The sequence below is a fragment of the Gemmobacter caeruleus genome, assembly GCF_008271655.1.
In the GTDB taxonomy this organism is placed as follows: domain Bacteria; phylum Pseudomonadota; class Alphaproteobacteria; order Rhodobacterales; family Rhodobacteraceae; genus Gemmobacter; species Gemmobacter caeruleus.
The window spans coordinates 56877-79636 of record NZ_VKKX01000051.1 but is presented as its reverse complement, the minus strand read 5'-3'; the positions used below and the strand labels follow the sequence as shown (position 1 = coordinate 79636).

At 67.1% G+C, this 22760-nt stretch carries 22 protein-coding genes; 16 read left to right on the top strand and 6 right to left on the bottom strand.

Annotated features, from left to right (window positions below; genetic code table 11):
• Positions 1-52 precede the first annotated feature (52 nt).
• From FOA17_RS15950 to rarD, 3 genes are all read left to right on the top strand, one after another.
• The gene (locus tag FOA17_RS15950) at positions 53-487 is read left to right on the top strand and encodes a hypothetical protein (protein ID WP_203232344.1); all 435 of its coding nucleotides are present in this window, start codon (positions 53-55) and stop codon (positions 485-487) included.
• Between the two features lie 99 nt (positions 488-586).
• Positions 587-1189 carry a superoxide dismutase gene (locus tag FOA17_RS15945; RefSeq protein ID WP_149142501.1) on the top strand — a complete coding sequence of 201 codons (603 nt, stop codon included), beginning with the start codon at positions 587-589 and terminating at the stop codon, positions 1187-1189.
• 65 nt (positions 1190-1254) lie between these two features.
• Positions 1255-2190: an EamA family transporter RarD gene (gene rarD, locus FOA17_RS15940; protein WP_149142500.1), complete on the top strand. Its 936-nt coding sequence runs from the start codon at positions 1255-1257 to the stop codon at positions 2188-2190.
• On the opposite strand, the gene FOA17_RS15935 is transcribed toward rarD, so the two are convergent.
• On the bottom strand, positions 2127-2681 hold the full coding sequence (locus tag FOA17_RS15935; RefSeq protein WP_149142499.1) for an LOG family protein: 555 nt from the start codon (positions 2679-2681) through the stop codon (positions 2127-2129). The genes rarD and FOA17_RS15935 overlap by 64 nt on opposite strands.
• A gap of 94 nt (positions 2682-2775) precedes the next feature.
• Here FOA17_RS15935 and FOA17_RS15930 point away from each other — a divergent pair, with 94 nt between their 5' ends.
• Positions 2776-3993 (top strand): LysM peptidoglycan-binding domain-containing protein, encoded by a 1218-nt coding sequence (locus tag FOA17_RS15930; protein WP_149142498.1) that lies wholly within the window; start codon positions 2776-2778, stop codon positions 3991-3993.
• Here the strand turns inward: FOA17_RS15930 and FOA17_RS15925 are convergent, their stop codons facing one another.
• Positions 3994-4368, bottom strand: coding sequence for an ArsR/SmtB family transcription factor (locus FOA17_RS15925; RefSeq protein ID WP_149142497.1), 375 nt, complete (start codon positions 4366-4368; stop codon positions 3994-3996).
• Positions 4369-4474: 106 nt separating this feature from the next.
• Here FOA17_RS15925 and FOA17_RS15920 point away from each other — a divergent pair, with 106 nt between their 5' ends.
• A complete protein-coding gene (locus FOA17_RS15920) occupies positions 4475-6289 on the top strand; it encodes an ABCB family ABC transporter ATP-binding protein/permease (RefSeq protein WP_162528292.1) in 1815 nt (604 codons plus the stop codon).
• A gap of 15 nt (positions 6290-6304) precedes the next feature.
• On the opposite strand, the gene FOA17_RS15915 is transcribed toward FOA17_RS15920, so the two are convergent.
• Positions 6305-7216: a calcium-binding protein gene (locus FOA17_RS15915; RefSeq protein WP_162528283.1), complete on the bottom strand. Its 912-nt coding sequence runs from the start codon at positions 7214-7216 to the stop codon at positions 6305-6307.
• 179 nt (positions 7217-7395) lie between these two features.
• Here FOA17_RS15915 and FOA17_RS15910 point away from each other — a divergent pair, with 179 nt between their 5' ends.
• The 3 genes from FOA17_RS15910 (at position 7396) to der (ending at position 11030) form a co-directional block, all read left to right on the top strand.
• Positions 7396-8043 carry a hypothetical protein gene (locus tag FOA17_RS15910; RefSeq protein WP_149142494.1) on the top strand — a complete coding sequence of 216 codons (648 nt, stop codon included), beginning with the start codon at positions 7396-7398 and terminating at the stop codon, positions 8041-8043.
• Between the two features lie 126 nt (positions 8044-8169).
• Positions 8170-9501, top strand: a complete 1332-nt coding sequence (locus FOA17_RS15905) for an outer membrane protein assembly factor BamB family protein (RefSeq protein WP_149142493.1) — start codon at positions 8170-8172, stop codon at positions 9499-9501.
• A 59-nt stretch (positions 9502-9560) separates the two neighbouring features.
• On the top strand, positions 9561-11030 hold the full coding sequence (gene der, locus FOA17_RS15900) for a ribosome biogenesis GTPase Der (protein ID WP_149142492.1): 1470 nt from the start codon (positions 9561-9563) through the stop codon (positions 11028-11030).
• A 52-nt stretch (positions 11031-11082) separates the two neighbouring features.
• Here the strand turns inward: der and FOA17_RS15895 are convergent, their stop codons facing one another.
• Both FOA17_RS15895 and miaA read right to left on the bottom strand, forming a co-directional pair.
• Positions 11083-11877, bottom strand: a complete 795-nt coding sequence (locus FOA17_RS15895; RefSeq protein WP_149142491.1) for an AraC family transcriptional regulator — start codon at positions 11875-11877, stop codon at positions 11083-11085.
• A 113-nt stretch (positions 11878-11990) separates the two neighbouring features.
• Positions 11991-12914, bottom strand: coding sequence for a tRNA (adenosine(37)-N6)-dimethylallyltransferase MiaA (miaA, locus tag FOA17_RS15890; protein ID WP_420841719.1), 924 nt, complete (start codon positions 12912-12914; stop codon positions 11991-11993).
• Between the two features lie 150 nt (positions 12915-13064).
• On the opposite strand from miaA, the gene pyrH reads away from it, so the two are divergent.
• Positions 13065-13802: a UMP kinase gene (gene pyrH, locus FOA17_RS15885; RefSeq protein ID WP_149142489.1), complete on the top strand. Its 738-nt coding sequence runs from the start codon at positions 13065-13067 to the stop codon at positions 13800-13802.
• Between the two features lie 51 nt (positions 13803-13853).
• Here the strand turns inward: pyrH and FOA17_RS15880 are convergent, their stop codons facing one another.
• A complete protein-coding gene (locus tag FOA17_RS15880) occupies positions 13854-15002 on the bottom strand; it encodes a calcium-binding protein (protein ID WP_149142488.1) in 1149 nt (382 codons plus the stop codon).
• A 259-nt stretch (positions 15003-15261) separates the two neighbouring features.
• Between FOA17_RS15880 and frr the strand changes: the two genes are divergently transcribed.
• The 7 genes from frr to bamA all read left to right on the top strand — a co-directional run bounded on the left by frr (position 15262) and on the right by bamA (position 22758).
• Positions 15262-15825 (top strand): ribosome recycling factor, encoded by a 564-nt coding sequence (gene frr / locus FOA17_RS15875; RefSeq protein WP_149142487.1) that lies wholly within the window; start codon positions 15262-15264, stop codon positions 15823-15825.
• A gap of 110 nt (positions 15826-15935) precedes the next feature.
• Positions 15936-16613 carry a polyprenyl diphosphate synthase gene (uppS, locus tag FOA17_RS15870; RefSeq protein ID WP_238991862.1) on the top strand — a complete coding sequence of 226 codons (678 nt, stop codon included), beginning with the start codon at positions 15936-15938 and terminating at the stop codon, positions 16611-16613.
• Positions 16610-17398, top strand: a complete 789-nt coding sequence (locus FOA17_RS15865; RefSeq protein WP_149142485.1) for a phosphatidate cytidylyltransferase — start codon at positions 16610-16612, stop codon at positions 17396-17398. The genes uppS and FOA17_RS15865 overlap by 4 nt, the downstream gene beginning before the upstream one ends.
• A gap of 4 nt (positions 17399-17402) precedes the next feature.
• Complete coding sequence (dxr, locus tag FOA17_RS15860; RefSeq protein WP_149142484.1) at positions 17403-18593, top strand: 1-deoxy-D-xylulose-5-phosphate reductoisomerase; 1191 nt, start codon at positions 17403-17405, stop codon at positions 18591-18593.
• A gap of 12 nt (positions 18594-18605) precedes the next feature.
• The gene (rseP, locus tag FOA17_RS15855; protein ID WP_149142483.1) at positions 18606-19943 is read left to right on the top strand and encodes an RIP metalloprotease RseP; all 1338 of its coding nucleotides are present in this window, start codon (positions 18606-18608) and stop codon (positions 19941-19943) included.
• A gap of 78 nt (positions 19944-20021) precedes the next feature.
• On the top strand, positions 20022-20162 hold the full coding sequence (locus FOA17_RS19955; protein ID WP_203232343.1) for a hypothetical protein: 141 nt from the start codon (positions 20022-20024) through the stop codon (positions 20160-20162).
• Between the two features lie 208 nt (positions 20163-20370).
• Positions 20371-22758 carry an outer membrane protein assembly factor BamA gene (gene bamA / locus FOA17_RS15850; protein ID WP_149142482.1) on the top strand — a complete coding sequence of 796 codons (2388 nt, stop codon included), beginning with the start codon at positions 20371-20373 and terminating at the stop codon, positions 22756-22758.
• Positions 22759-22760 lie beyond the last annotated feature (2 nt).

The following is a 22760-nucleotide window of genomic DNA, read 5'->3' as shown; positions in this document are numbered from 1 at the left end:
TCCCTCAGGTTGTCCTATCCTCCCGGCAGAATCATCTGTCGGGAGTTTTTTTATGATTTGCAGCATGTTGCGTGGTGTCGCGCTGGTCGCGGCTCTTGGCAGCGGTATGGGGGCGGCGGGGGCGGCGCAGGCCAAGACCACCCTTGATGCCCTGGAATGCAGGCTGTCGCCCAGCAATGCGCAAAAGGGCTGGATCGCGCGCGACTATCTGGTGGCGCGCAAGGGCGGGGGGATCGTGGTCGCCGATGGCATCACGCTGGCCCTGAACAAGGGCAAGCCGGCCGAGGTGGAAATCGTCGAGGACACGGAGAAACGGCTGACGATCCGCTGGCGTCTGGCCACTAGCGACTCCTCGGGGCAGGGGGCGATCATGGATTACCGCCTGACCTATCTGCCGCCGATGGGCAAGGTTATCGTGGGGGCGCGACCCGGTGGTTACATGGACAAATTCGAGGCCCGCGGAACCTGCAAGCCGTTAAAGGGTTGACCTAGGCGGGGCGGCTGCTTTTCTGCGGCCGTCCCCTTGACCTTACCCGCCTGCGGTCGCTTAGTGGGGCCGAAGGAATCCCGAACAGGAGTGACGAAAATGGCTTTCACGCTGCCCGATCTGCCCTATGCCCATGATGCGCTGGCCTCGCTGGGCATGTCGAAGGAAACGCTGGAATATCACCACGACCTGCACCACAAGGCCTATGTCGATAACGGCAACAAGCTGATTGCCGGCACCGAATGGGAATCAAAGTCGCTGGATGACATCGTCAAGGGCACCTATCAGGCCGGGGCCGTGGCGCAGAACGGCATCTTCAACAATGCCAGCCAGCACTGGAACCACAACCTGTTCTGGGAGGTGATGGGCCCGGGTGAAGACAAGAAGATCCCCGGCGCGCTGGAAAAGGCGCTGACCGAGGCCTTCGGTTCGGTCGCCAAGTTCAAGGAAGATTTCGCCGCCGCCGGCGCGGGCCAGTTCGGTTCGGGCTGGGCCTGGCTGGTGAAGGACAAGGACGGGTCGCTGAAGGTCACCAAGACCGAAAACGGCGTCAACCCGCTCTGCTTCGGCCAGACCGCGCTTCTGGGCTGCGATGTGTGGGAACACAGCTATTACATCGACTTCCGCAACAAGCGTCCGGCCTATCTGACCAACTTCCTCGACAAGCTGGTCAACTGGGAAGCCGTCGCCGCGCGCCTGTGATGCGGCTGCGCGGGTGATTTCGGGCCTGCCGGGCATTCCGGCAGGCCTTTTTCTTGGGGGTGGCAATGTCCGAGGCGGCGCGCGGCGTCCTGGCCATGATCGTGGCCTGTGTGATCTGGGGGCTGTCGGGCCTCTATTACAAGCTGCTGGCCGATGTGCCCCCGCTGGAGGTGCTGAGCCACCGCACGCTGTGGTCGGCGGTGCTGTTCACCGGCGTCGTGCTGGCCCAGGGGCAGGGTGGCGCGTTGCGGGCCTTGCTGCGGGCCGCGCCGCTGCGGGTCGGGCTGGCGGCGGCGCTGATCTCGTTCAACTGGTTCCTGTTCATCTTTTCGGTGCAGGCCGGCCATGCGGTCGAGGCGGCGCTTGGCTATTACCTGTTCCCGCTGGTGGCGGTGCTGCTGGGCGTGCTGGCTTTGGGCGAAAGGCTGGGCCGGGTGCAGGCGCTGGCGATCGGGCTGGTGGTCGCGGGCGTCGCGGTGCTGAGCCTGGGCCTGGGCGTCGCGCCCTGGATCGCGCTGCTGATCGCGGGATCGTTCGGGATTTACGGGCTGATCAAGAAACGGCTGGGCGCGCCGCCCGTCGCCTCGGTCACGGCCGAGGTGCTGGTGCTGACGCCGCTGGCGCTGATCTGGCTGGGGCTGACGGGCAGCGGCGCGGTGCAGGAATTCGGCCGCCCCGGCGGGCATTTCTTCGATTCCGTGCCGACCGCGCTGCTTCTGATGTTTTCGGGCGTGCTGACGGCGGGGCCGCTGATGCTGTTCACCTATGCCACGGCGCGGGTGCGGCTGGCGACGGTGGGGGTGATGCAATACATCAACCCCAGCCTGCAATTCCTTGTGGCGACACTGATTTTCGCCGAACCGCTGACGGTCTGGCACCTGCCGGCCTTCGGGCTGATCTGGGCGGGGCTGGCGCTTTACAGCCTGGGCGGGCTGCGTCAGGACAGCGCCGCGCGCAGCCCGGCCCGCAGCGCCGCGACATCGGCCACGGCGGTAAAGTGATCGCGCAGGCTGGCATCGGCAAAACCCTCGGCGATGACATGGTTCAGAAGCTGCATGAGGGTTTGCCAATAACCGTCTGTATCCAGAAGGAAAATCGGTTTTCTATGCAGGCCGATCTGCGCCCAGGTGACCACCTCGAAGAATTCGTCCAGTGACCCCGCGCCGCCGGGCAGCACCACGATCGCGTCGGAATTCATGAACATCACCTTCTTGCGTTCATGCATGTCCTCGGTGATCACCAGCTGCCCCAGATCGCGCTTGCCGACCTCCCGCTGCATCAGATGGGTGGGGATCACCCCCATCGTGGCCGCGCCGGCCGCCTGGGCGGCGCGGGCGACCTCGCCCATCAGACCGATATCGCCGGCGCCATAGACCAGGCGCCAGCCCTCTTCGGCGAGCATGGCGCCGGTGGCGCGGGCGGCGGCGGCATAGGCCGGGCGCTGGCCGGGGCGCGCGCCACAAAAGACACAGACAGAGCGGGAGAAGGTCATGGGGGCCTCGGAAAAGAGTTGCCATTTGTGGTCTATCGGGCTTCCTGTGAATTGGAAAGCGCCGCCGGCAAGAGCGCGCGCAGGGGACGGTGTCATGACGGAAAAGCGGGGCTTGGGTGCCTTGGGCTGGGCGGCGGCGGCAATCGGGGCGGCCGCGCTGGCGGGGCTGGTTTGGTATCTACAAGGCGAAGATGCAGCGCCCGAGCCCGTCGCCGCGGTGTCGCGCCTGCCGGAACCGGCGCCTGCCACCTCTGCGCCAGAGCCCGCCGCCTCTGCGCCCGCCGCCCCTGAGGCGCAGCCCGAACCCGCCATCGTCGCCACGCCCGCGCCGGTTCCCCCTGCCGCCACCACGCCCGAGCCGCCGCGCTTTGACACTGTGCGCGTGACGCCCGAAGGGGCGGCGCTGGTGGCCGGGCGGGCCGATCCCGGCGCCACGGTCGCGGTGCTGGTCGATGGGGCAAACCTGGCCGAGGCGGTCGCCGATCCGCAGGGCGCCTTTGTCGTGCTGTTCGATCTGGCGCCCTCGGATCAGCCGCGCCTGTTGTCGCTGCTGCAAAAAGGCACGCCAGAGGTGGCCTCGGTCGAGACGGTCGCCCTGTCGCCGATCGCGCCCCCCGCGACGCCGGTCGCGCAGGCCGCGCCGGCGGCGGAACCTGCCCCCGAGGCAGAGCCGCCGGTTGCGCTTTTGCTGACCGAACAGGGGGCGCAGGTCTTGCAGGGCGATGCGCCCATGGGCGGGGTGAGCATCGGCAGTATCGCCTATACGCCCGATGGCGCGGTGCAACTGGCCGGTCAGGGGCAGGGCGGCGCGATGGTGCGGCTTTATCTGAACGCGGCGCCGCTGGCCGAAGTGCTGGTCGCGGCCTCGGGGCAGTGGTTTGCCACGCTGCGCGACATCGCGCCCGGGCTGTACACGCTGCGCGCGGATCAGATCGGCCCCGATGGTGCGGTGACTGCGCGGTTCGAGACCCCGTTCCAGCGCGAGACACCCGAGGCGCTGGCCGCCGTGCTGAAGCCGCGCGCCAGCAGTGGCACGCCGCTGCCGACCCCCGCCGCACCGCCGGCGCCCGAATCGGCCCCCCTTGTCGTGGCGCCTGCTGTCACGCCCGCCGCCGCGCCTGCCGATACGCCTGATGCCGCCCCGGCGCCACTGACCGTGACGGTGCAGCCGGGCTTCACGCTCTGGCGCATCGCGCGCGAGAATTTCGGGGATGGCGTGCTTTATGTGAAGGTGTTCGAGGCGAACAAGGGCCAGATCCGCAACCCGGATCTGATCTATCCCGGGCAGGTCTTCACCATTCCCGACCGCTGATCAGGGGCCTTCGCGCGGCGCCAGATCGCCCTCGGCCACGCGATGCAGCGCATGGCGGGCCGAGGCGCCGCAACAGGCCAGCACCTCGGGGTGATCCATGCAGCAATCGGCCAGCAGATAGGAAATCGCCCCGCCGATGCCTGCCAGATCGGCGGAATAGATCACATTACGCGACACCCGGCGCGACCGGATCAGCCCGGCCTGTTCCAGGGCCGCTAGATGGAAGGACAGGCGCGAGGCCGAAAGGCCAAGCGCGCGCGCGATCTCGCCCGCGGCCAGACCCTCATCGCCCCGGGGCACCAGCAGGCGCACCAGATCGAGCCGGGCTTCGTGCGCCAGCGCCGACAGGGCCGAGAGGACTTTACTTCGCTCCATCCTTCAACTACTCGTGAAACGTTGAATTGTCCCTGCTTACCCCAGCCCGCCCCCGCGATCAACCGGGAAGGGCAAGGAACCCCAGATGCGCCGTCCTTCCGATTCCATGACCTCCGCCGATCCCGATGTCAGCGCGACCAGCGGTTTTGACACCATCCGCCGCGTGGCGCCCTATCTCTGGCCCGAGGGCGAGAGCTGGGTGAAACGCCGCGTGGTGATCGCGCTGACCATGCTGGCCTTTGCCAAGATCGTCTCGGTTTCCACGCCGTTCTTCTACAAGGCGGCGGTGGACAAGCTGGCGGGCGACGCGCCCTCGGGCGCCTGGCTGATGGGGCTGACGGCGGTGGCCTTGACGCTGGCCTATGGGCTGGCGCGGCTGGGGGCGGTGGCCTTTGGCGAATTGCGCGACGCGATCTTTGTGCGGGTCGGTCAGCGGGCGTTGCGCAAGCTGGCGCTGGAGACCTTTACTCATATCCACCGCCTGTCGATGCGCTATCACATCACCCGCAAGACCGGCGGTCTGAGCCGGATCATCGAGCGCGGGGTCAAGGGCGTCGATTTCCTGCTGCGCTTCCTGCTGTTTTCCATCGGGCCGCTGATCCTGGAACTGACCATGGTCTCGGTCATCTTCGCGGTGCTGTTCGGCTGGCAATATATGGCGGTCGTGGTGATCACCATTGCGATCTATGTGACCTTCACCTTCAAGGTCACCGAATGGCGCGTGGCGATCCGGCGCAAGATGAACGACCAGGATACCGACGCCAACCAGAAGGCCATCGACAGCCTGCTGAACTTTGAAACCGTGCGCTATTTCGGCGCCGCCAACCGCGAGGCCGCGCGCTATGACCGCGCGATGGAGGGGTATGAATCGGCGGCGGTGCGCACCGGGCAATCGCTGGCTTTCCTGAATGCGGGGCAGTCCTTCATCATCACCACCGGCCTTGTGATCGTGATGGTGATGGCGGCCATGGGCGTGCAGGCGGGGGCGCTGACCGTGGGCGATTTCGTCATGGTCAACGCCTATATGATCCAGATCACCATGCCGCTGAATTTTCTCGGCACCGTCTATCGCGAGATCCGGCAGGCGCTGGTCGATATGGGGCAGATGTTCGGCCTGCTGGCCCAGCCGGCGGAAATCACCGACAAGCCCGGCGCGCAGCCGCTGCGCGTCACCGGCGGCCATGTGCGGTTCGAGGATGTGCATTTCGCCTATGATGCGGAGCGCCCGATCCTCAAGGGCGTCACGGTGGATGTGCCGGCGGGGCAGACGGTGGCGCTGGTCGGGCCGTCGGGGTCGGGCAAATCCACTATCGGGCGGTTGCTGTTCCGCTTTTACGATGTGACCGGCGGCGCGGTGAAGATCGACGGGCAGGATATTCGCGACATCACGCAAGACAGCCTGCATGGCGCCATCGGCGTGGTGCCGCAGGATACGGTGCTGTTCAACGACACGATCTATTACAACATTGCCTATGGCCGCCCCGAAGCCAGCCGGGCCGAGGTCGAGGCGGCGGCGAAGGCCGCGAAGATCCATGATTTCGTGCTGTCCCTGCCGCAGGGTTATGAAACGACCGTGGGCGAACGCGGGCTGAAGCTTTCGGGCGGCGAGAAGCAGCGCGTGGGCATCGCGCGCACGCTGTTGAAGAACCCGCCGATCCTGCTGCTGGACGAGGCGACCTCGGCGCTCGATACCCAGACCGAGGCCGATATTCAGCACAGTCTGCGCGAGATGGGGCAGGGCCGCACGGTAATCACCATCGCGCACCGGCTTTCGACCATTGCCGACAGCGACCGGATCGTGGTGCTGGAGGCGGGCCGCGTGGTCGAGGAGGGCACCCATGACGCGCTGCTGGCGCGGGGTGGGCGCTATGCCGCGATGTGGGCGCGCCAGGCCGCCGAGGATGAGGCCGAGGCCGCCTGACGCCCGCGCCGCGCGTCAGGCGTCGTCGGCTACCTCGCGGGTCAGGACCAGGTCGTCGGTGGTCAGGTTCTGACCGCCGATCACCTCGGCCACCACCACATCGTTGAAGCGGATGACGCCCGAAGTGCCTTCGTCATTGGCTGTGACGGTGATCTCGGGCGCGACCTCCTGGCCGTCATCGTCATAGGCGGGACGATAGAGCAGTTCGACCCGGTCGCCCGCGCCGTAATCGGTGACCTGGGCGATCTGGCCGAAGGAATCTTCGCGGTGGTCGATCTGGAACAGGTCTTCGCCCTCGCCGCCGGTGCCACGATCGCCGGCGCCCATCAGCAGCGTGTCATTGCCGGCGCCGCCATCCAGCGAGTCAAAACCGTCCACCTCGGTCGCGCCATGGGCCTGGCTTGACCCCTCGTCCTTGCCCGACAGGAAATCGTCGCCCTCGCCGCCAATGATCAGATCGGCGCCGTTGCCGCCCAGCAGGGTGTCGTCGCCCTCTTGCCCGGCGATCGCGTCATTGCCGGCCTTGCCCAGAATGCGGTCATCGCCCAACCCGCCAATCGCCGAATCGTTGCCGTCGCCAAGCGCGATTACGTCATCGCCCTCTTGCCCGGCGGCGATGTCATTGCCGTCGCCCATCATCAGCGTGTCATTGCCGGCGCCGCCATCGGCGTAATCCGCCCCGGCCGATCCGATCAGCCCGTCATCGCCCGCATCCAGCAGCCAGGCGAGGTTTTCGGCCCCGTCCTCGGGCGCCATGCGGTCATCCTGCGGGGTGCCCGCGATCTCGTCGCCATAGGCGGCGGGATCATAGAGCGGATGTTCCGTCAGATCGGTGTCCTCGTCGCCGGAACTGCCCGAGAACAGGTCCAGCGAATTGGCCAGAAACAGCGCGAAAAGCGACATATAGAACAGGTAAGTGGTATCCATGGCACGGGTCCGGTCAGACGTTTGTCCCGGTATCTCGCCCAAATATGGTAAAGACGGGGTAAAATCGGGCCGCTTTGCGGTCATTTTTGCCCGGGGGTGATCAATCGTGGCAAAGGGGCGCAGGGCTTGGCAAGCCCTTGGCCTTGCGTGTAAGACGGGGCAAAGCAAGGAGAGCCCCTTTGAGCAACCCCGAAAGTTTCATCGACGAGGTCACCGAAGAGGTCCGCCGCGACAAGCTGTTCGCGGCTTTCCGCAAATATGGCTGGATCGGGGTGCTCTTGGTGCTGGCCATCGTGGGCGGCACCGCCTGGACGGAATGGCAAAAGGCCAGCCGCGCCGCCGAGGCGCAGGCCTTTGGCGATGCGATCCTGACGGCGAGCCGCGCCGCCAGCCCGGCCGAACGCCGCGCCGCGCTGGCCGCCGTGCCGGCGCAGGGCGAACAGGTTGCGCTGTTGCAGCTCTTGCTGGCCTCGGACCCGGCCGATGACCGTGCCGCCACGCTGGAGGCGTTGCGCAAGGTCGAGGGCGATGCCGGCCTGCCCGAGGTCTGGCGCGATCTGGCGGTGCTGCGCCGCGTGGTCCTGCAAGGCAAGGAACTGCCGCTGGCCGACCGCCGCGCCGTGCTAGAGCCGCTGGCCCAACCCGGCCGCAGCTTCCGCCCGCTGGCCGCCGAACAACTGGCCTATCTGCTGGTCGAAGAGGGCAAGACCGAGGAGGCGATCACCGCCCTGCGTGCCCTGACCCAGGATCAGGAGGCGACCGGGGGCTTGCGCAACCGCGCCCGCCAGATGATTGTCGCCCTTGGGGGCGATGTCGAGGCGGGCTGATCCGCCGACGGGCCTTCGGGCGGGGCGCGCATGGCGCCCGGCCTGCCAAGCGAATGCGGGGGCGGCCTGTCGGCAGATCGGCGGGTCCGGCCCCCCGGGACGAACGGAGTGTTGAGCGTGCCGCCGATGAAAACCGCGATCTCCTTCCTGGCGCTGACGGCGCTGCTGGCCGCCTGCGAAAAGGAAGTGATCCTGCCGGGAGAGCGTTTCGGCACCCGCACGCCGCTGGAAGACAGCATCCCCACCGAGGCGAACCCCGCCCCGCGTGATCTGGCGGCGGCGGTGAACCAGTCGGTGCCGATCGCGCTGCCGGCAGCCGTCGCCAATGCCGACTGGACGCATCGCGGCGGCAATGTCCGCCATCTGCCGCCGCATGGCACGCTGAGCGCCAGCCCCGCCCGGGTCTGGAGCGCGTCGATCGGTCAGGCCTCGACCCGGCGCAACCGCATCTCGGCCGCGCCGGTGGTGGCCGAGGGCCGCGTCTTCACGCTGGATGCCGAAATGGGCCTGCATGCCACCGCGCTGAGCGGCGCGCCGCTTTGGGGCAGCGACCTGACGCCGGCGGGCGACCGACCCTCCGACGTGTCGGGCGGCGGTCTGGCCTATGGCGCCGGGCGGGTTTTCATCGCCACGGGCTATGGCGAGCTGATCGCCGTCGATCCGGCCTCGGGCGCGGTGCAATGGCGCCAGCAGCTGGGGGCCGCGGTGGCCGGCGCCCCGGCGGTTGATGGCAATACCGTCTATGTCGTGGGGCGTGACAGCGCCGGCTGGGCGGTGAATGCCGCCGATGGCAAGGTGCTGTGGCAGATCAATGGCGCGACCGGCAAGCCCGGCATGGTCGGTTCCGCCGCGCCGGCGGTGACCGAGCGGCTGGTGGTCCTGCCCATGCCCTCGGGCGAGCTGCGCGCGGTGCTGAAGACCGGCGGGATCGAGGTCTGGGAGGCCGATATCGCCGGCGCCCGCCTGGGCCGCGCCTATGGCTTCATCGCCGATGTGACGGGCGACCCGGTGGTCGCGGGCGACACGATCTATGCCGGCAATGCGGCGGGGCGGACCTATGCGGTTTCCGGCACCGGCGAAACGCTGTGGACGGCGGCCGAAGGCGCGCTTGGCCCGGTGCTGCCGGTGGGCGGCTCGGTGTTTCTGGTGAATGACCAGGCCGAGCTGGTGCGGCTGGATGCCGCCACCGGCGCGGTGATCTGGCGCGCCGAAATGCCCTATTTCGACGCCGAAAAGCCCAAGAAGCACAAGGCGATCACCGCCCATTACGGCCCGGTTCTGGCCGGCGGGAGGCTGGTCGTGGCCTCGGGCGACGGGGCGCTGCGGTTCTTTTCGCCGCAGAATGGCGCGCTGCTTGGCCAGGCCGAGATCCCCGGCGGGGCGGCGGCACAACCCGCGCTGGCGGGGGGGCTTTTGCTGGTCGTGGGGCAGAACGGGCAACTTCACGCTTTCCGCTGAGCCGTTTTCGGTGTATCGGCCAGCGCTTGACCTGATGTGACGGCCCCCGGAGGGCATGGATGACCTTTACTCTCGCCATTGTCGGCCGGCCCAATGTCGGCAAATCGACGCTGTTCAACCGCCTTGTCGGCAAGAAGCTGGCGCTGGTCGATGACCAGCCCGGCGTTACGCGCGACCTGCGCGAGGGCGATGCGCGGCTCTTTGACCTGCGATTCACCGTGATCGACACCGCGGGGCTGGAGGAGGTCACCGATGACAGCCTGCAAGGCCGGATGCGGCGCCTCACCGAACGCGCGGTGGAAATGGCCGATATCTGCCTGTTCCTGATCGACGGGCGGATGGGGGTCACGCCCTCGGACGAGGTGTTCGCCGACATCCTGCGCCGCAAGAATGCCCATGTCGTGCTGGGGGTGAACAAGGCCGAGGGCAAGGCCGGCGATGCCGGCGCCATCGAGGCCTGGAGCCTGGGCCTGGGCGAACCCGTGCGCATTTCGGCCGAACATGGCGAGGGGATGGAAGACCTCTATCACATCCTCAGACCCATCGGCGAACAGTTCGAGGAACGCGCCGCCGCCGATGCGCCGGTCGTCGATGTGGACGTGTCGGAGGAGGAGGCCGAGCTTGAGGCCGACGAAGACGCCCACAAGCCGACCGAACGCCGCCCGCTGCAAATCGCCGTCATCGGCCGGCCGAATGCCGGGAAATCGACGCTGATCAACAAGATCATCGGCGAAGACCGCCTGCTGACCGGCCCCGAGGCCGGGATCACCCGCGACGCGATCTCGGTCCGGTCCAGCTGGTTCGGCACGCCCACGCGGATCTTCGACACGGCGGGGATGCGCAAGAAGGCGCGGATCAACGACAAGCTGGAAAAACTGTCGGTCGCCGACGGGCTGCGCGCCGTGCGCTTTGCCGAGGTGGTCGTGGTGCTGCTGGATGTGGAGATCCCGTTTGAACAACAGGATCTGCGCATCGCCGATTTCGCCGAGACCGAGGGCCGCGCCGTGGTGGTGGCGGTCAACAAATGGGATCTCGAGGGCGACAAGCAGGAAAAGCTGGCCGAACTGAAAGAGATGTTCGAACGGCTGCTGCCGCAGCTGCGCGGGGCGCCGCTGGTCACGGTTTCGGCCAAGACGGGCCGGGGCCTCGACCGGCTGCATGCCGCGATCCTCAAGGCGCATGACGTGTGGAACCGCCGGATCACCACGGCACGGCTGAACAGCTGGCTGGGCGCGATGACCGAGGCGCATCCGCCGCCGGCGCCGGGCGGCAAGCGCATCAAGCTGCGCTACATGACCCAGGTGAAGACCCGCCCGCCGGGCTTTGTGGTGATGTGCAGCCATCCCGACCTGATGCCGGAAAGCTATCGCCGCTATCTGGTGAACGGATTGCGCGACCATTTCGACATGCCGGGCACGCCGATCCGGGTGACGTTCCGGGGACAGGGCGACAAGAACCCCTTCAAGAACGCCAACAAGTTCCGCACGCCGTCGCGTCTGCGCAAGCATATCGAAGGGCGCAAGGACTGATCCCGCGCCCGATCTTTCGACGAAAGATCGGGGCACCGCTCCGGCGGTGTGCTCAGGCTTCGCGGCGGAAGGCGGTCGGCGATTTGCCGACCTGATGCTGGAAGGCGCGGGTGAAATACGCGGGCGAGGTGAAGCCGAGGCTTTCGGCGATGATGCCTACCGGCAGGTCGGTTTCCTTCAGCAGCCGCCGCGCCTCGAAGATCAGCCGGTCATGCAGCAGGGCCGAGGCCGGGCGCCCGCAGGCCTGTTTGCAGCAGCGCGTCAGGTGGGTGGGCGTCACGCCCAGCTGTTCGGCGAATTCCGCCACCCCCTGACCGGAGCGGAACTCGCGTTCCAGCAGCGTCGTATAGCGCGCGACCAGACGGCGGGCGGCATCGGGCCGCGCCTCGGGGCCGGCCTTGGCGATCTGACGTTCCAGCCAGACCCCCAGCAGCCCCAGATGCGCCTGTGCCGCGCGGTCATGCGCCGGGCTGTCCGAGGCCAGTTCGCGCCCGATCGCATCCAGCGTCACGTTCAGTTCCTGCGCGGCAAAGGTTTCGCGGATGCGCAGATGTTGCGGCGTTGCGGGCAGGGCGACCGTGCAATCGCGGCCAAAGAAGACGGCGGAGCCGAAGACCTGCGGCCCGACCTCGAATCCGTGCATCACGCCGGGCGGGATGAAGATCGCGTTATGGGCGGTATAGCCGCGGGTGACGCCGGCCACGGTGACGCGGCCCTGACCCTTGGTGAACCACAGCAGGCAGGGCTCGGAATAGGCGCGCATCGCCTCGACCCGCCAGCGGCCGCCAGCCGCGAGCCGCGGAATGGCAACGATGCGCAATTGGGACTGGGGGCTGTGGTCTTCCATCGGTGTCTTCCGGTCGTGGTCTTTCGGGGTCGGAACAGCATACTCGTCAGACCTGTCCAGATAAGACGCTTGAACCAGCCAACCCAAGCGAAAAAATGGCAGAAAATGGAAAATCAGCGGGTTCTGTCCGACTTGTCCACAAGCTTCTTTCTGCCTGTGGACAAGTCGGGCCGGACCTCTGTCCAGTCGGCCATGCGCGACCGGAACCAGCTGCGCTGGCGTTTGGCATATTGGCGCGAGGCCAGTTTCGCGGCGGCGATGGCGGCGTCCAGCCCGGTCTCGCCGCGCAGATGGGCCACCAGTTCGGGCGCGCCGATGGCGCGGTCGCCGGGGCGGGTCGGGTCGAAATCGGGCAGGGCGGCGCGCACCTCCTCCAGCGCGCCCTGCGCCATCATCTGATCGAATCGCCGGTCGATGCGGGCATTCAGCCAATCGGTGCCGGGGCGCAGCACCAGGGCCGCGCAGGCGTCGCGCGGCAGCAGCGGCGCCGGTGTGTCGCGCTGCCAGTCGGCGAGGCCGCGCCCGGTGGCGCGCAGCACCTCCCAGGCGCGCTGCACCCGGGCGAGATTGGCCAGATCGGTCTTGGCCGCCGTTTCGGGGTCGAGCGCGGCCACCATCGCCGCCGGATCATCGCGCCGGAGTGCATCGCCCTCGGCCCGCACCGCTGCGGGCACCGGCGGGATCTCGGCCAGCCCTTCGGTCAGGGCCATGAAATAGAGGCCCGTGCCGCCGACGATCACCGGGCGCGCGCCGTCATGCAGCAGCGCCGCCACCTCTCGCAGCCAATGCCCGACGGAATAGGGCTGGTCGCGGCGGATATGGCCATAAAGCCGGTGCGGCAGCGCGGCTTCCTCGGCGGGCGTGGGCCGGGCGGTCAGCAGGCGCCAACCGTCATAGACCTGAAGCGCATCGGCATTCACGATGACGCCACCTTGCGCCGCCACGATGGCGCTGGCCAGCGCCGATTTGCCGCTGGCGGTCGGCCCGGCGATCAGCACGGGGCGGTCCGGCGCCAGTCCTGCCGGCAGATGCTGCACGGGTGTCGTCCTTCCTGCACTTGCCCTGTCGTCGCGGCAGGCCATCGCCCTGACCGCAGACGGTTGAACCCCGCGCCGTTTTCCGACATTTTGCGCGGCAACAAAAGCCATAACGCAGCCAGCCACACCGAAGCCCGAGGGACAAACCCGATGACCGCAGCCGATACCGCCACCCCCGTCACCAAATACAAGCGCGTCATGCTGAAGATCTCGGGCGAGGCGTTGATGGGGGATCAGGGCTATGGCCTGCATCCGCCGACCGTCGCGCGCATCGCGCAAGAGGTGAAGTCGGTCCGCGACATGGGGGTCGAGGTCTGCATGGTGATCGGCGGCGGCAACATCTTTCGCGGTCTGGCCGGATCGGCGCAGGGGATGGAGCGGACGACCGCCGATTACATGGGGATGCTGGCCACGGTGATGAACGCGCTGGCCATGCAATCGGCGCTGGAGCAGCTGGGTGTGTTCACCCGGGTCATCAGCGCCATCCCGATGGATCAGGTCTGCGAGCCCTATATCCGCCGCCGCGCCGTGCGCCACCTTGAGAAAAAGCGGGTCTGCATCTTTGCCGCCGGCACCGGCAACCCCTATTTCACCACCGACACCGCCGCGACCCTGCGCGCCAATGAAATGGCCTGCGAGGCGATCTTCAAGGGCACCAAGGTCGATGGGGTCTATGACAAGGATCCCAAGAAACACGCCGATGCCAAGCGCTATGACACCGTCAGCTATGACGAATGCCTGGCCAAGCATCTGGGCGTGATGGATGCGAGCGCCATCGCCCTGGCGCGCGACAACGAATTGCCGATCATCGTGTTCAGCCTGGACGAGCCGGGTGGCTTCAAGACCATCCTCGCGGGCGAGGGCACCTATACGATCGTGCAGGACTGAACAGGAACGGCGCCGCGCGCGCACCAAGGGCGCGCGCGGCTGGTCTTCGCGTCAGATCAGGATGATGTCATCGGCCAGCACGCTTTTCGAGGTGATATCCTCGACCAGCAGGCGACCATTGGTGCCGAAATCGAACAGCACCCCGTCCGAGGTTACGGTGGCATGGTCGCGCAGCAGGCGGTCCACCGTCCTGGTGCCGCTGGTGATCAGGCTGGCCGAGATCTCGATCGTGTCCACATTGTTGCGGAAATCGGTGATGCGGTCGCGGCCGTCGCCGGTTTCAAAGACAAAGGTATCGGCGCCGACGCCGCCGGTCATGGTGTCGGCCCCGGTGCCGCCCGCCAGCCGGTCGCGCCCGCCGCCGCCCGACAGCCGGTCACGGCCGGCGCCGCCTTCCAGCAGGTCATTGCCATAGCCGCCGGTCAGGATGTCGCGCCCGCCAAGGCCATGCAGGAAATCCTTGCCGGCCCCGCCCGACAGCCGGTCCGACACGGCCGATCCGATCAGGATATCGCTGCCCGCATAGCCGAACACGCCCGAGCCATTGGCATCGGCGCGCAGCACGTCATCGCCGATCGTGCCGTTGATCCGCACCCCCGCCAGCGTGGCCGCGCCATAGAGCGTTCCGTCGATCTGCATGTCGCGGATATAGCTGACGCTGCCGGTCTCGGCGTTCAGCTCATACATCGCGCGGCCGGCAAAGCCATAAAGTCGGCCGCCCTCGGAATGCAGGCCATAAAGGGCGTTCACCCCGTGATAGACATCCTCCAGCACGCTGCCATTCGTCAGGTCGATGGTCAGCAGGTGGCGGTTCGAGGTGGTGTAGAACAGCTTGCTGCCCAGCACATGCATGTCGCCGGCCGAACTGGTGCCCGCGGGCAGCACGATGGTGCCGATCTGGTTGAAGCTGTTGGAGGAAAGGATGCTGATCACATTATTCCCGCCCGCGACATAGATCCGCCCCTCCGAATCCGACGCCATGCCATTGGCCGTGCCGTTCAGGCTGGCGCGAAAGCTCGCGATGCCGCTGGCGGTGTCGATCTCGTAAAGGCCGGAAAAGGTATTGGCAAAGATCCGACCGTTCCGCAGCACGGTGATATCGGTGAAGGTCAGCCCGAAATCGACAAGCTCTGCCGCGGCGCCGGTGCCGATATCGGCCCGGTAGATGGAGCCGGAATCGTTGATCAGTAGCATGGCCATGGAAGCCTCCCTCGAATTGGATTGGCGGCAAGCGCCGGAAATGGTTTTGACCTAACGGAAGGCATCAGAGTGCCAAGCTTTGTCCCCGGCGACAAGCGATGATGTGCGGCAGAGCCTTGCCGGCGGCGGCGGGGGCGGTGCGACCCGCCCTATACAGGGTCGCGCGGTTCGGTTTATAGAGACCTAGGCCGCATCCGGCGCCGGGCCCCGGCCCGCCGCGCCGCGCCGCCAAAGGAAAAATGACGGATAAGAGGACAGGATGGCTGAGGATCTCGAGATCGACCTCGATGGCATCGAGCGGCGGATGGACGGCGCGATGAACGCGCTGAAGATGGAATTTGCCTCGCTGCGCACCGGCCGCGCCTCGGCGCAGATCCTCGATCCGATCCAGGTCGAGGCCTATGGCCAGATGACGCCGATCAACCAGTTGGGCACCGTGAACGTGCCCGAGCCGCGCATGGTGGTGATCAATGTCTGGGACAAGGGCATGATCGGCAAGGTGGAAAAGGCGATCCGGGAATCGGGCCTTGGCATCAATCCGGTGACCGACGGGCCGCTGATCCGCCTGCCGATCCCGGAACTGAACGAACAGCGCCGCAAGGAACTGGCCAAGGTCGCCGCGCAATATGCCGAAAGCGCCAAGGTCGCGATCCGCAATGTGCGCCGTGACGGGATGGACCAGATCAAGAAGGCCAAGACCGCCGGCATGGGCGAGGACGACCAGAAGATGTGGTCGGACGAGGTGCAGGAACTGACCGACAAGCACATCGCCATGGTGGACAAGGCGCTGGAAACCAAGCAGCAGGAGATCATGCAGGTCTGACGGCCTGCATGACCCGCGCGGACAGGGGGGCGATCTTGGCCACCAGCGATACGCCATCAACCGCAGCCCCCGCCGGCTCTGGCCGCAGGGTGGAGCATGTCGCCATCATCATGGACGGGAACGGCCGCTGGGCCACCGATCGCGGCTGGCCGCGGCTGGTGGGCCACCGCAAGGGCGCCGAACGGGTGAAGGAGATCGTGCGCTGCGCCCCCGATCTGGGCATCCGCTGGCTGACCGTCTATGCCTTCTCGACCGAGAACTGGAAGCGTTCGACCGAGGAAGTGCTGGGCCTGATGGCGATCTTCGCGCGCTATATCGAACGCGAGGCCGACCGGCTGGCGGCGGAATCGGTGCGCATGCGCTTTATCGGCGACCGCAGCCGGCTGGACCCCAAGCTGCAAAAGCTGATGGCGGGGATCGAGGCCCGCACCGCCGCCTATGACCGGCTGAATTTCACCATCGCCATCAATTATGGCGGCCGGGACGAGATCGTGCGCGCCACGCGCGACATTGCCCGCGCGGTGGCGGCGGGGCTGGTGAAGCCCGAACAGGTGACCGATCAGCTGATCAGTCAGCATCTCGATACCGCCGATCTGCCCGACCCGGATCTGGTGATCCGCACCAGCGGCGAGACGCGGACCTCGAACTTCCTGCCCTGGCAGGCGGCCTATGCCGAATATGAATTCACCCAGACGCTCTGGCCCGATTTCACGCCGGATGAGCTGGGCCGGATCGTCGGCCGCTTTGGCCAGCGTGAGCGCCGCTTTGGCGGGGTGGTGGGCGCATGAGCGGGGGCAAATGGGGCGATCTGGCGCCGCGGGTGCTGTCGGCGGTGGTGATGCTGGCCGTGGGTGCGGCGGCGATCTGGGCCGGCGGGCTGTGGTTCAAGCTGCTGGTCATCGTCGCGGTGGCGGCGATGGTCTGGGAGCTCGCGCGCATGACCGAGGCGCCGGGATCGGTGCCCGCGCTCTGGCTGGGCGGGCTGGGCGCGCTGGCGATGACCGGCATCGCCTTCATCCCCGGTTTCGGCAAGCTGGCGCTGGTCTTGCTGCCGGCGATCATCGGCACCTTCCGGCCGCGCCGCGACGCGGGGGTCTTCGCCGCCTATGCGATCGTGATCCTGCTGACCGGGCTGGGGCTGGTGGTGCTGCGCGAAGGGTTTGGCCTGCTGGTCATCCTGTGGATCGTCGCGGTGGTCGTGGTGTCCGACGTGGCGGGCTATTTCGCCGGGCGCATTCTCGGCGGCCCGAAATTCTGGCCCGCCGTCAGCCCGAAAAAGACCTGGAGCGGCACCGTCGCCGGCTGGGTCGGGGCGGCCCTGGTGGGCTGGGCCTTTCACGCCGCAGGGCATGGCGGGGCGGGGCTGGTCTGGCTGTCGCCGCTGGTGGCCTTTGCCGGGCAACTGGGCGATATCGCCGAAAGCGCGATCAAGCGCCGGGCGGGGGTGAAGGACAGTTCCAACCTCATTCCCGGTCATGGCGGGGTGATGGACCGTTTCGATGCGCTGGCCTTCGCCGTGGTCGCGGTGCTGGTGCTGGTCAATCTGGTCAGTGTCCCGGTGATCGGGGGCTAGGGCGGTGCGGCGCATCTCCATCTTCGGGGTCACCGGGTCGATCGGCGAACAGACTGTCGATCTGATGCGCCGGCAGGGCGGTGCGGCGGCGTTCCGCACCGTGGCCCTGACCGGCGGGCGCAATGTGGCGCGGCTGGCGGAACTGGCGCGCGAATTGCAGGCCGAGATCGCGGTGACCGCGCATGACGAATGCCTGCCCGACCTGCGCGCCGCCTTGGCCGGCAGCGGGGTCGAGGCGGCGGCCGGCGCTGACGCACTGGTCGAGGCCGCCGACCGGCCGGCCGACTGGATCATGTCTGCCATCGTCGGCGCGGCGGGACTGGCGCCGGGGTTCCGCGCGCTGCGCCATGGCACGACGCTGGCGCTGGCCAACAAGGAAAGCCTGGTGACCGCCGGGCCGCTGCTTCTGGCCGAGGCGGCGCGGCATGGCGCGCGCATCCTGCCGGTGGACAGCGAACACAGCGCCATCTTTCAGGCCCTGGTGGGCGAGGACATGGCGGCGGTCGAACGCATCGTGCTGACCGCCTCGGGCGGGGCCTTGCGTGACTGGCCGCTGGAGCGTCTGGCGCGGGCCACCGTGGCCGAGGCGCTGGCCCATCCCAACTGGGCCATGGGGCAGCGCATCACCATCGACAGCGCCTCGATGTTCAACAAGGCACTCGAAGTCATTGAAACGCGAGAATATTTCGGTGTCGCGCCCGAGCAGATCGAGGTGATCGTCCACCCGGAATCGATCATTCATTCCATGGTCGGCTATCGTGACGGGGCGATCATGGCGCATCTGGGCGCGGCCGATATGCGTCATGCCATCGGCTATGCGCTGAACTGGCCGGCGCGGGCGGAACTGCCGGTGGCGCGGCTGGATTTCGCGACGCTGGGGCAACTGACCTTTCGCCCGGCGGACGAGGCGCGCTATCCGGCGCTGCGGCTGGCGCGGGCGGTGATGGCCACGCGCGGTCTGGCGGGTGCGGCCTTCAACGCCGCGAAGGAAATCGCTCTCGATCATTTCATTGGCGGCGGCCTCGGCTTTGCCGATATGGCTGGTCTGGTCGAGGAAACGCTTGCCGTGCTTTCGGGCGCCGGGGGCCTTGGAAATGCCCCAAAGAAGCTGGAAGACGTGTTGCAGATGGATACCGCCGCGCGGGCCGTGGCGTCGGAGCGGGTCGCCGGTTTCGCCGCGCGGCGCGCGGGCTGAGGAAAGAACAGGTTGGATATGGTCGGTTTGCTGCCGGATTTCGGCAATCTTGCCCTGACGGTGGTCGCGTTTGTCGCGGCGCTGTCGGTGATCGTGGCGGTGCATGAATATGGCCATTACATCGTCGGCCGCTGGTCGGGCATCCATGCCGAGGTGTTCAGCCTGGGCTTTGGCCCGCGTCTGGCAAGCTGGGTGGACAAGCGCGGCACGCGCTGGCAGATCGCCGCGCTGCCCTTTGGCGGTTATGTGAAATTCCTGGGCGACAGCAACGCGGCCTCGGGCAAGGATGGCGCGGCGATCCGTGCGCTCAGCCCGGCAGAGCAGCGCCATACCATGCACGGCGCCCCCCTCTGGGCGCGGGCGGCGACGGTGGCGGCGGGGCCGGTCTTCAACTTTCTGATGTCCATCGCGATCTTTGCAGGCTTCTTCTGGGTCAAGGGCATCGCGACCGATCTGCCGGTGGTCGGCAGCCTGACCGAGGTGCCGGGCGTGACGCAGGGTTTGCAGCCGGGCGACCGCATCACCGCGATCGAGGGCACGCCGACCCCCGATCTGGAAACCTTCTTTACAGTGGCCGATGCGCTGCCCCCCGCGCCGGTGGTGCGCTACGGGGTGGAGCGTGCGGGCAGCGCGACCGAGGTGTCGGGCCCCTATCCCTTTCCGCCGCTGGTAGGCCAGGTGCAGCCCCTGTCGGCGGCGGCCGAGGCGGGGATGGAGGATGGCGATTTCGTGCAGGCGATCAATGGCCAGCCTGTCGTTGCCTTCAACCAGCTGCGCGAGATCGTGGGCGGCTCGGACGGCAAGCCGGTTACGCTGACAATCCTGCGCGCGGGCGCGGTGCAAGAGGTGACGATCACCCCCAAGCGGGTTGATCTGCCCAAACGCGAGGGCGGGTTCGAAACCCGCTGGCTGATCGGTCTGTCGGGCGGGCCGATGTTCACCCCCGAAACCCGGGTGCCCGGCCCGGTCGAGGGGCTGTGGCTGGGCGTCACGCAGATGGGCGACGTGATCTCCACCAGCCTGTCGGGGCTGGGGCACATGATCGCGGGCAAGATCTCCACCTGCAATGTGCAGGGGCCGATCGGCATCGCCAAGACCTCGGGGGCCGCGGCCTCGATGGGGGTTTCCAGCTTCCTGTGGTTCATCGCGATGCTTTCGACCGCCGTGGGCATGATGAACCTGTTTCCCATTCCGGTGCTGGATGGCGGGCATCTGCTGTTCCACGCCTATGAGGCGGTGACGCGCCGCCCGCCCTCGGACCGGGCGATGCAGGTGATGATGGCGGCGGGGCTGACGCTGCTGCTGTCGCTGATGCTGTTCGCGCTTGGCAACGACATCGTCTTCTGCTGACGCGGCAGCGCCACGGAGGCGCCGCGCTTTTGCCACATTCGCCCGTCATACCCAGGGCAACAAGCAAGGGGTGTGACCATGCAAACGGTTGTCAAAGGCTATCGCGGGCTGAGCTATCTGGTGGGCCTGAACTGGGATGCGTTCTTTGTGCTGGGCACGCTGGCGGCCACGCTGGCCGTGGGGGCCGTGCTGGGCATGCAGGTGATGCCGCAGCCCTGACCGGGCCGCCCGCCGCACCGCACATTCACCGCTTTTCGACAGGGGCGTGCCGCAGGGTGTGCCCCTTTTGTCATGCCGCAGGGCGGCAGCACGGCAACACAGGGTTTGTGCCGGCGCGGCGGCGGGGCGCAAAGGCTGGTCTGCCTTTTGACAAGGCGCACCTTTCCCGGTAGTCAGGACGCAATGATTTGACGGGATGGGGCAGGCCATGATTCAGGCAGAGCGGGCGCTTTCGCAGCGCGGCAACGCAAGGGCGCGTTTGCTGCGCGGGGTGGCCATGGGGGTTTTCCTTGGCTGTGCCGGGCTTTCCACCGCCATCGTGACGCCGGCCTTCGCGCAGGGCTACAGCTTTTCGCAGGTCGAGGTGCAGGGCAATCGCAATGTCGATGCCGCGACCATCCTCAAGCTGACCGGAATCAGCCGGGGCCAGACGCTCAGCGCCGGGGCGCTGAACGACGCCTATCAGGGCCTTCAGAAATCGGGCCTGTTCGAAGAGGTCGCGATCGAGCCGCAGGGCACGCGCCTGGTGATCCGCGTCAAGGAATACCCGATCGTCAACGCCATCAACTTTGAGGGCAACAAGCGCCTCAAGGACGAATTGCTGGCCGGGGTGATCCAGTCCAAGGCGCGGCGCGTCTATTCGCCCGCCCTGGCCGAGGCCGATGCCGCCTCGATCGCCGAAGGCTATCGCGAACAGGGCCGTCTGGCCGCCACGGTGACGCCCAAGCTGATCCGCCGCAGCGAAAGCGCGGTCGATCTGGTCTTTGAAATCACCGAGGGCAAGACCGTCGAGGTGGAGCGTCTGTCCTTTGTCGGCAACCGCGCCTTTACCGACCGCCGGCTGCGTCAGGTGCTGGAGACCAAGCAGGCGGGCCTGTTGCGCAACCTGATCAAGAAAGACACGCTGCGCCCCGAACAGCTTGAGGTGGACAAGCAGCTGCTGCGCGATTTCTACCTGTCGCGCGGCTATGTCGATGCGCAGGTGATGGATGCCGCCGCCGAGGTGGCGCGCGAACGCGATGGCGTCTTTGTCACCTTCACCGTGAAGGAAGGCCAGCAGTTCCGGCTGGGCAACATCTCGGCGGTGAGCGAGATCGAGGGGCTGGACGCCGCCGATTTCGAGGCGGCGCTGCGGCTGCGTCCGGGCACGGTCTATTCGCCGGCGCAGGTGGAAAACAACATCACCCGGCTGGAGAATCTCGCGCTCAAGAAGGGGCTGAACTTCGTCTCGATCGAGCCGGTGGTGACGCGCAACGAACGCGAGCGCACGCTCGACATCGCCTTTACGCTGCGGCGCGGGCCCAAGGTCTTTGTCGAACGCATCGACATCGAGGGCAACACCACCACGCTGGACCAGGTGGTGCGCCGCCAGTTCCGCACGGTCGAAGGCGACCCCTTCAACCCGCGCGAGATCCGGCAATCGGCCGAACGCATCCGCGCGCTTGGCTATTTCTCGGATGCCAAGGTCAATGCCGAACCGGGCAATGCGCCCGATCAGGTCGTGGTCAATGTGGATGTGGAGGAACAGCCGACCGGGTCGCTGTCCTTCGGGGCCAGCTATGGCGCCGCGTCGGGCGTGGGCTTCAACGTGGGCCTGACCGAGGGCAACTTCCTCGGTCGCGGGCAGACCGTCGGGGTCAGCATCTCCACCGGGTCGGACAGCACCGACAGTTCCATCACCTTCATCGAGCCGTCGCTGCTGGGGCGTGATCTCAAGTTCAAGTTCAGCGCCTTCTACCGGGTGTCGGACAACCAGGATGCCAGCTATGACACCCGTCTGATCGGCATCATCCCGGCACTGGAATTCCCGGTCAGCGAAAGCAGCCGGCTGGAGGTGCGGGCCTTTGCCAAGGAATCCAAGCTGACCGACGTCTATGCCGGCACCGTGGACGACCCGGCCACGCCCGAGGACGAGACCGATCTGGCCACCACCCCGATCATCCAGCGTGACGCCGCGCGGGGCGGGCTGCTCAGCACCGGGCTGGGCATGACCTACAGCTATGACAACCGGCTGACCGGGCTGAACCCCAAGGGCGGCGTGCTGCTGCGCTTTGGTCTGGATTATGCCGGTCTGGGCGGCGATCTGGACAGCGTGACCGCGACCGCGCTGGCGGTGGCCGAAACGAAGGTCTGGAACGAGGAAGTGACCCTGCGCGCCATTTTCGAAGGCGGCGCGGTGCATATGCTCAATAACGAGAACAGCCGCGTGACCGACCGTTTCTTCGGCACGCCGAAGATTCGCGGTTTTGAACCTGCCGGTCTGGGGCCGCGCGATCTGGCCTCTGACGATCCGCTGGGCGGCAATCTGTTTGCTGTGGCGCGGTTCGAGGCCGATTTCCCGCTGGGCCTGCCCGAGGAATACGGCATCAATGGCGGCGTCTTTGCCGATTTCGGTTCGGTCTGGAGCCTGGATGACGTGGCCGGCCATAATGGCGCGACGGTAGATGACGGGTTCCACCTGCGGTCGGCCGTCGGGGTTTCGGTATTCTGGAACACGCCGATCGGGCCGCTGCGGTTCAACTTCTCCAAGGCCTTGTCGAAACAGGACTACGACAAGGAGCAGAGCTTCGACCTGACGATCTCGACCAAGTTCTGAGA

Coding starts and splice junctions, on each gene's coding strand:
- FOA17_RS15930 (WP_149142498.1), top strand. CDS start 2,776: ATGACGGAAAAGCGGGGCTTGGGTGCCTTGGGCTGGGCGGCGGCGGCA.
- FOA17_RS15895 (WP_149142491.1), bottom strand. CDS start 11,877: ATGGAAGACCACAGCCCCCAGTCCCAATTGCGCATCGTTGCCATTCCG.
- FOA17_RS15945 (WP_149142501.1), top strand. CDS start 587: ATGGCTTTCACGCTGCCCGATCTGCCCTATGCCCATGATGCGCTGGCC.
- der (WP_149142492.1), top strand. CDS start 9,561: ATGACCTTTACTCTCGCCATTGTCGGCCGGCCCAATGTCGGCAAATCG.
- bamA (WP_149142482.1), top strand. CDS start 20,371: ATGATTCAGGCAGAGCGGGCGCTTTCGCAGCGCGGCAACGCAAGGGCG.
- uppS (WP_238991862.1), top strand. CDS start 15,936: ATGGACGGGAACGGCCGCTGGGCCACCGATCGCGGCTGGCCGCGGCTG.
- FOA17_RS15920 (WP_162528292.1), top strand. CDS start 4,475: ATGACCTCCGCCGATCCCGATGTCAGCGCGACCAGCGGTTTTGACACC.
- FOA17_RS15915 (WP_162528283.1), bottom strand. CDS start 7,216: ATGGATACCACTTACCTGTTCTATATGTCGCTTTTCGCGCTGTTTCTG.
- FOA17_RS15865 (WP_149142485.1), top strand. CDS start 16,610: ATGAGCGGGGGCAAATGGGGCGATCTGGCGCCGCGGGTGCTGTCGGCG.
- pyrH (WP_149142489.1), top strand. CDS start 13,065: ATGACCGCAGCCGATACCGCCACCCCCGTCACCAAATACAAGCGCGTC.
- FOA17_RS15950 (WP_203232344.1), top strand. CDS start 53: ATGATTTGCAGCATGTTGCGTGGTGTCGCGCTGGTCGCGGCTCTTGGC.
- FOA17_RS15880 (WP_149142488.1), bottom strand. CDS start 15,002: ATGGCCATGCTACTGATCAACGATTCCGGCTCCATCTACCGGGCCGAT.
- FOA17_RS19955 (WP_203232343.1), top strand. CDS start 20,022: ATGCAAACGGTTGTCAAAGGCTATCGCGGGCTGAGCTATCTGGTGGGC.
- FOA17_RS15905 (WP_149142493.1), top strand. CDS start 8,170: ATGAAAACCGCGATCTCCTTCCTGGCGCTGACGGCGCTGCTGGCCGCC.
- FOA17_RS15925 (WP_149142497.1), bottom strand. CDS start 4,368: ATGGAGCGAAGTAAAGTCCTCTCGGCCCTGTCGGCGCTGGCGCACGAA.
- rarD (WP_149142500.1), top strand. CDS start 1,255: ATGTCCGAGGCGGCGCGCGGCGTCCTGGCCATGATCGTGGCCTGTGTG.
- FOA17_RS15935 (WP_149142499.1), bottom strand. CDS start 2,681: ATGACCTTCTCCCGCTCTGTCTGTGTCTTTTGTGGCGCGCGCCCCGGC.
- frr (WP_149142487.1), top strand. CDS start 15,262: ATGGCTGAGGATCTCGAGATCGACCTCGATGGCATCGAGCGGCGGATG.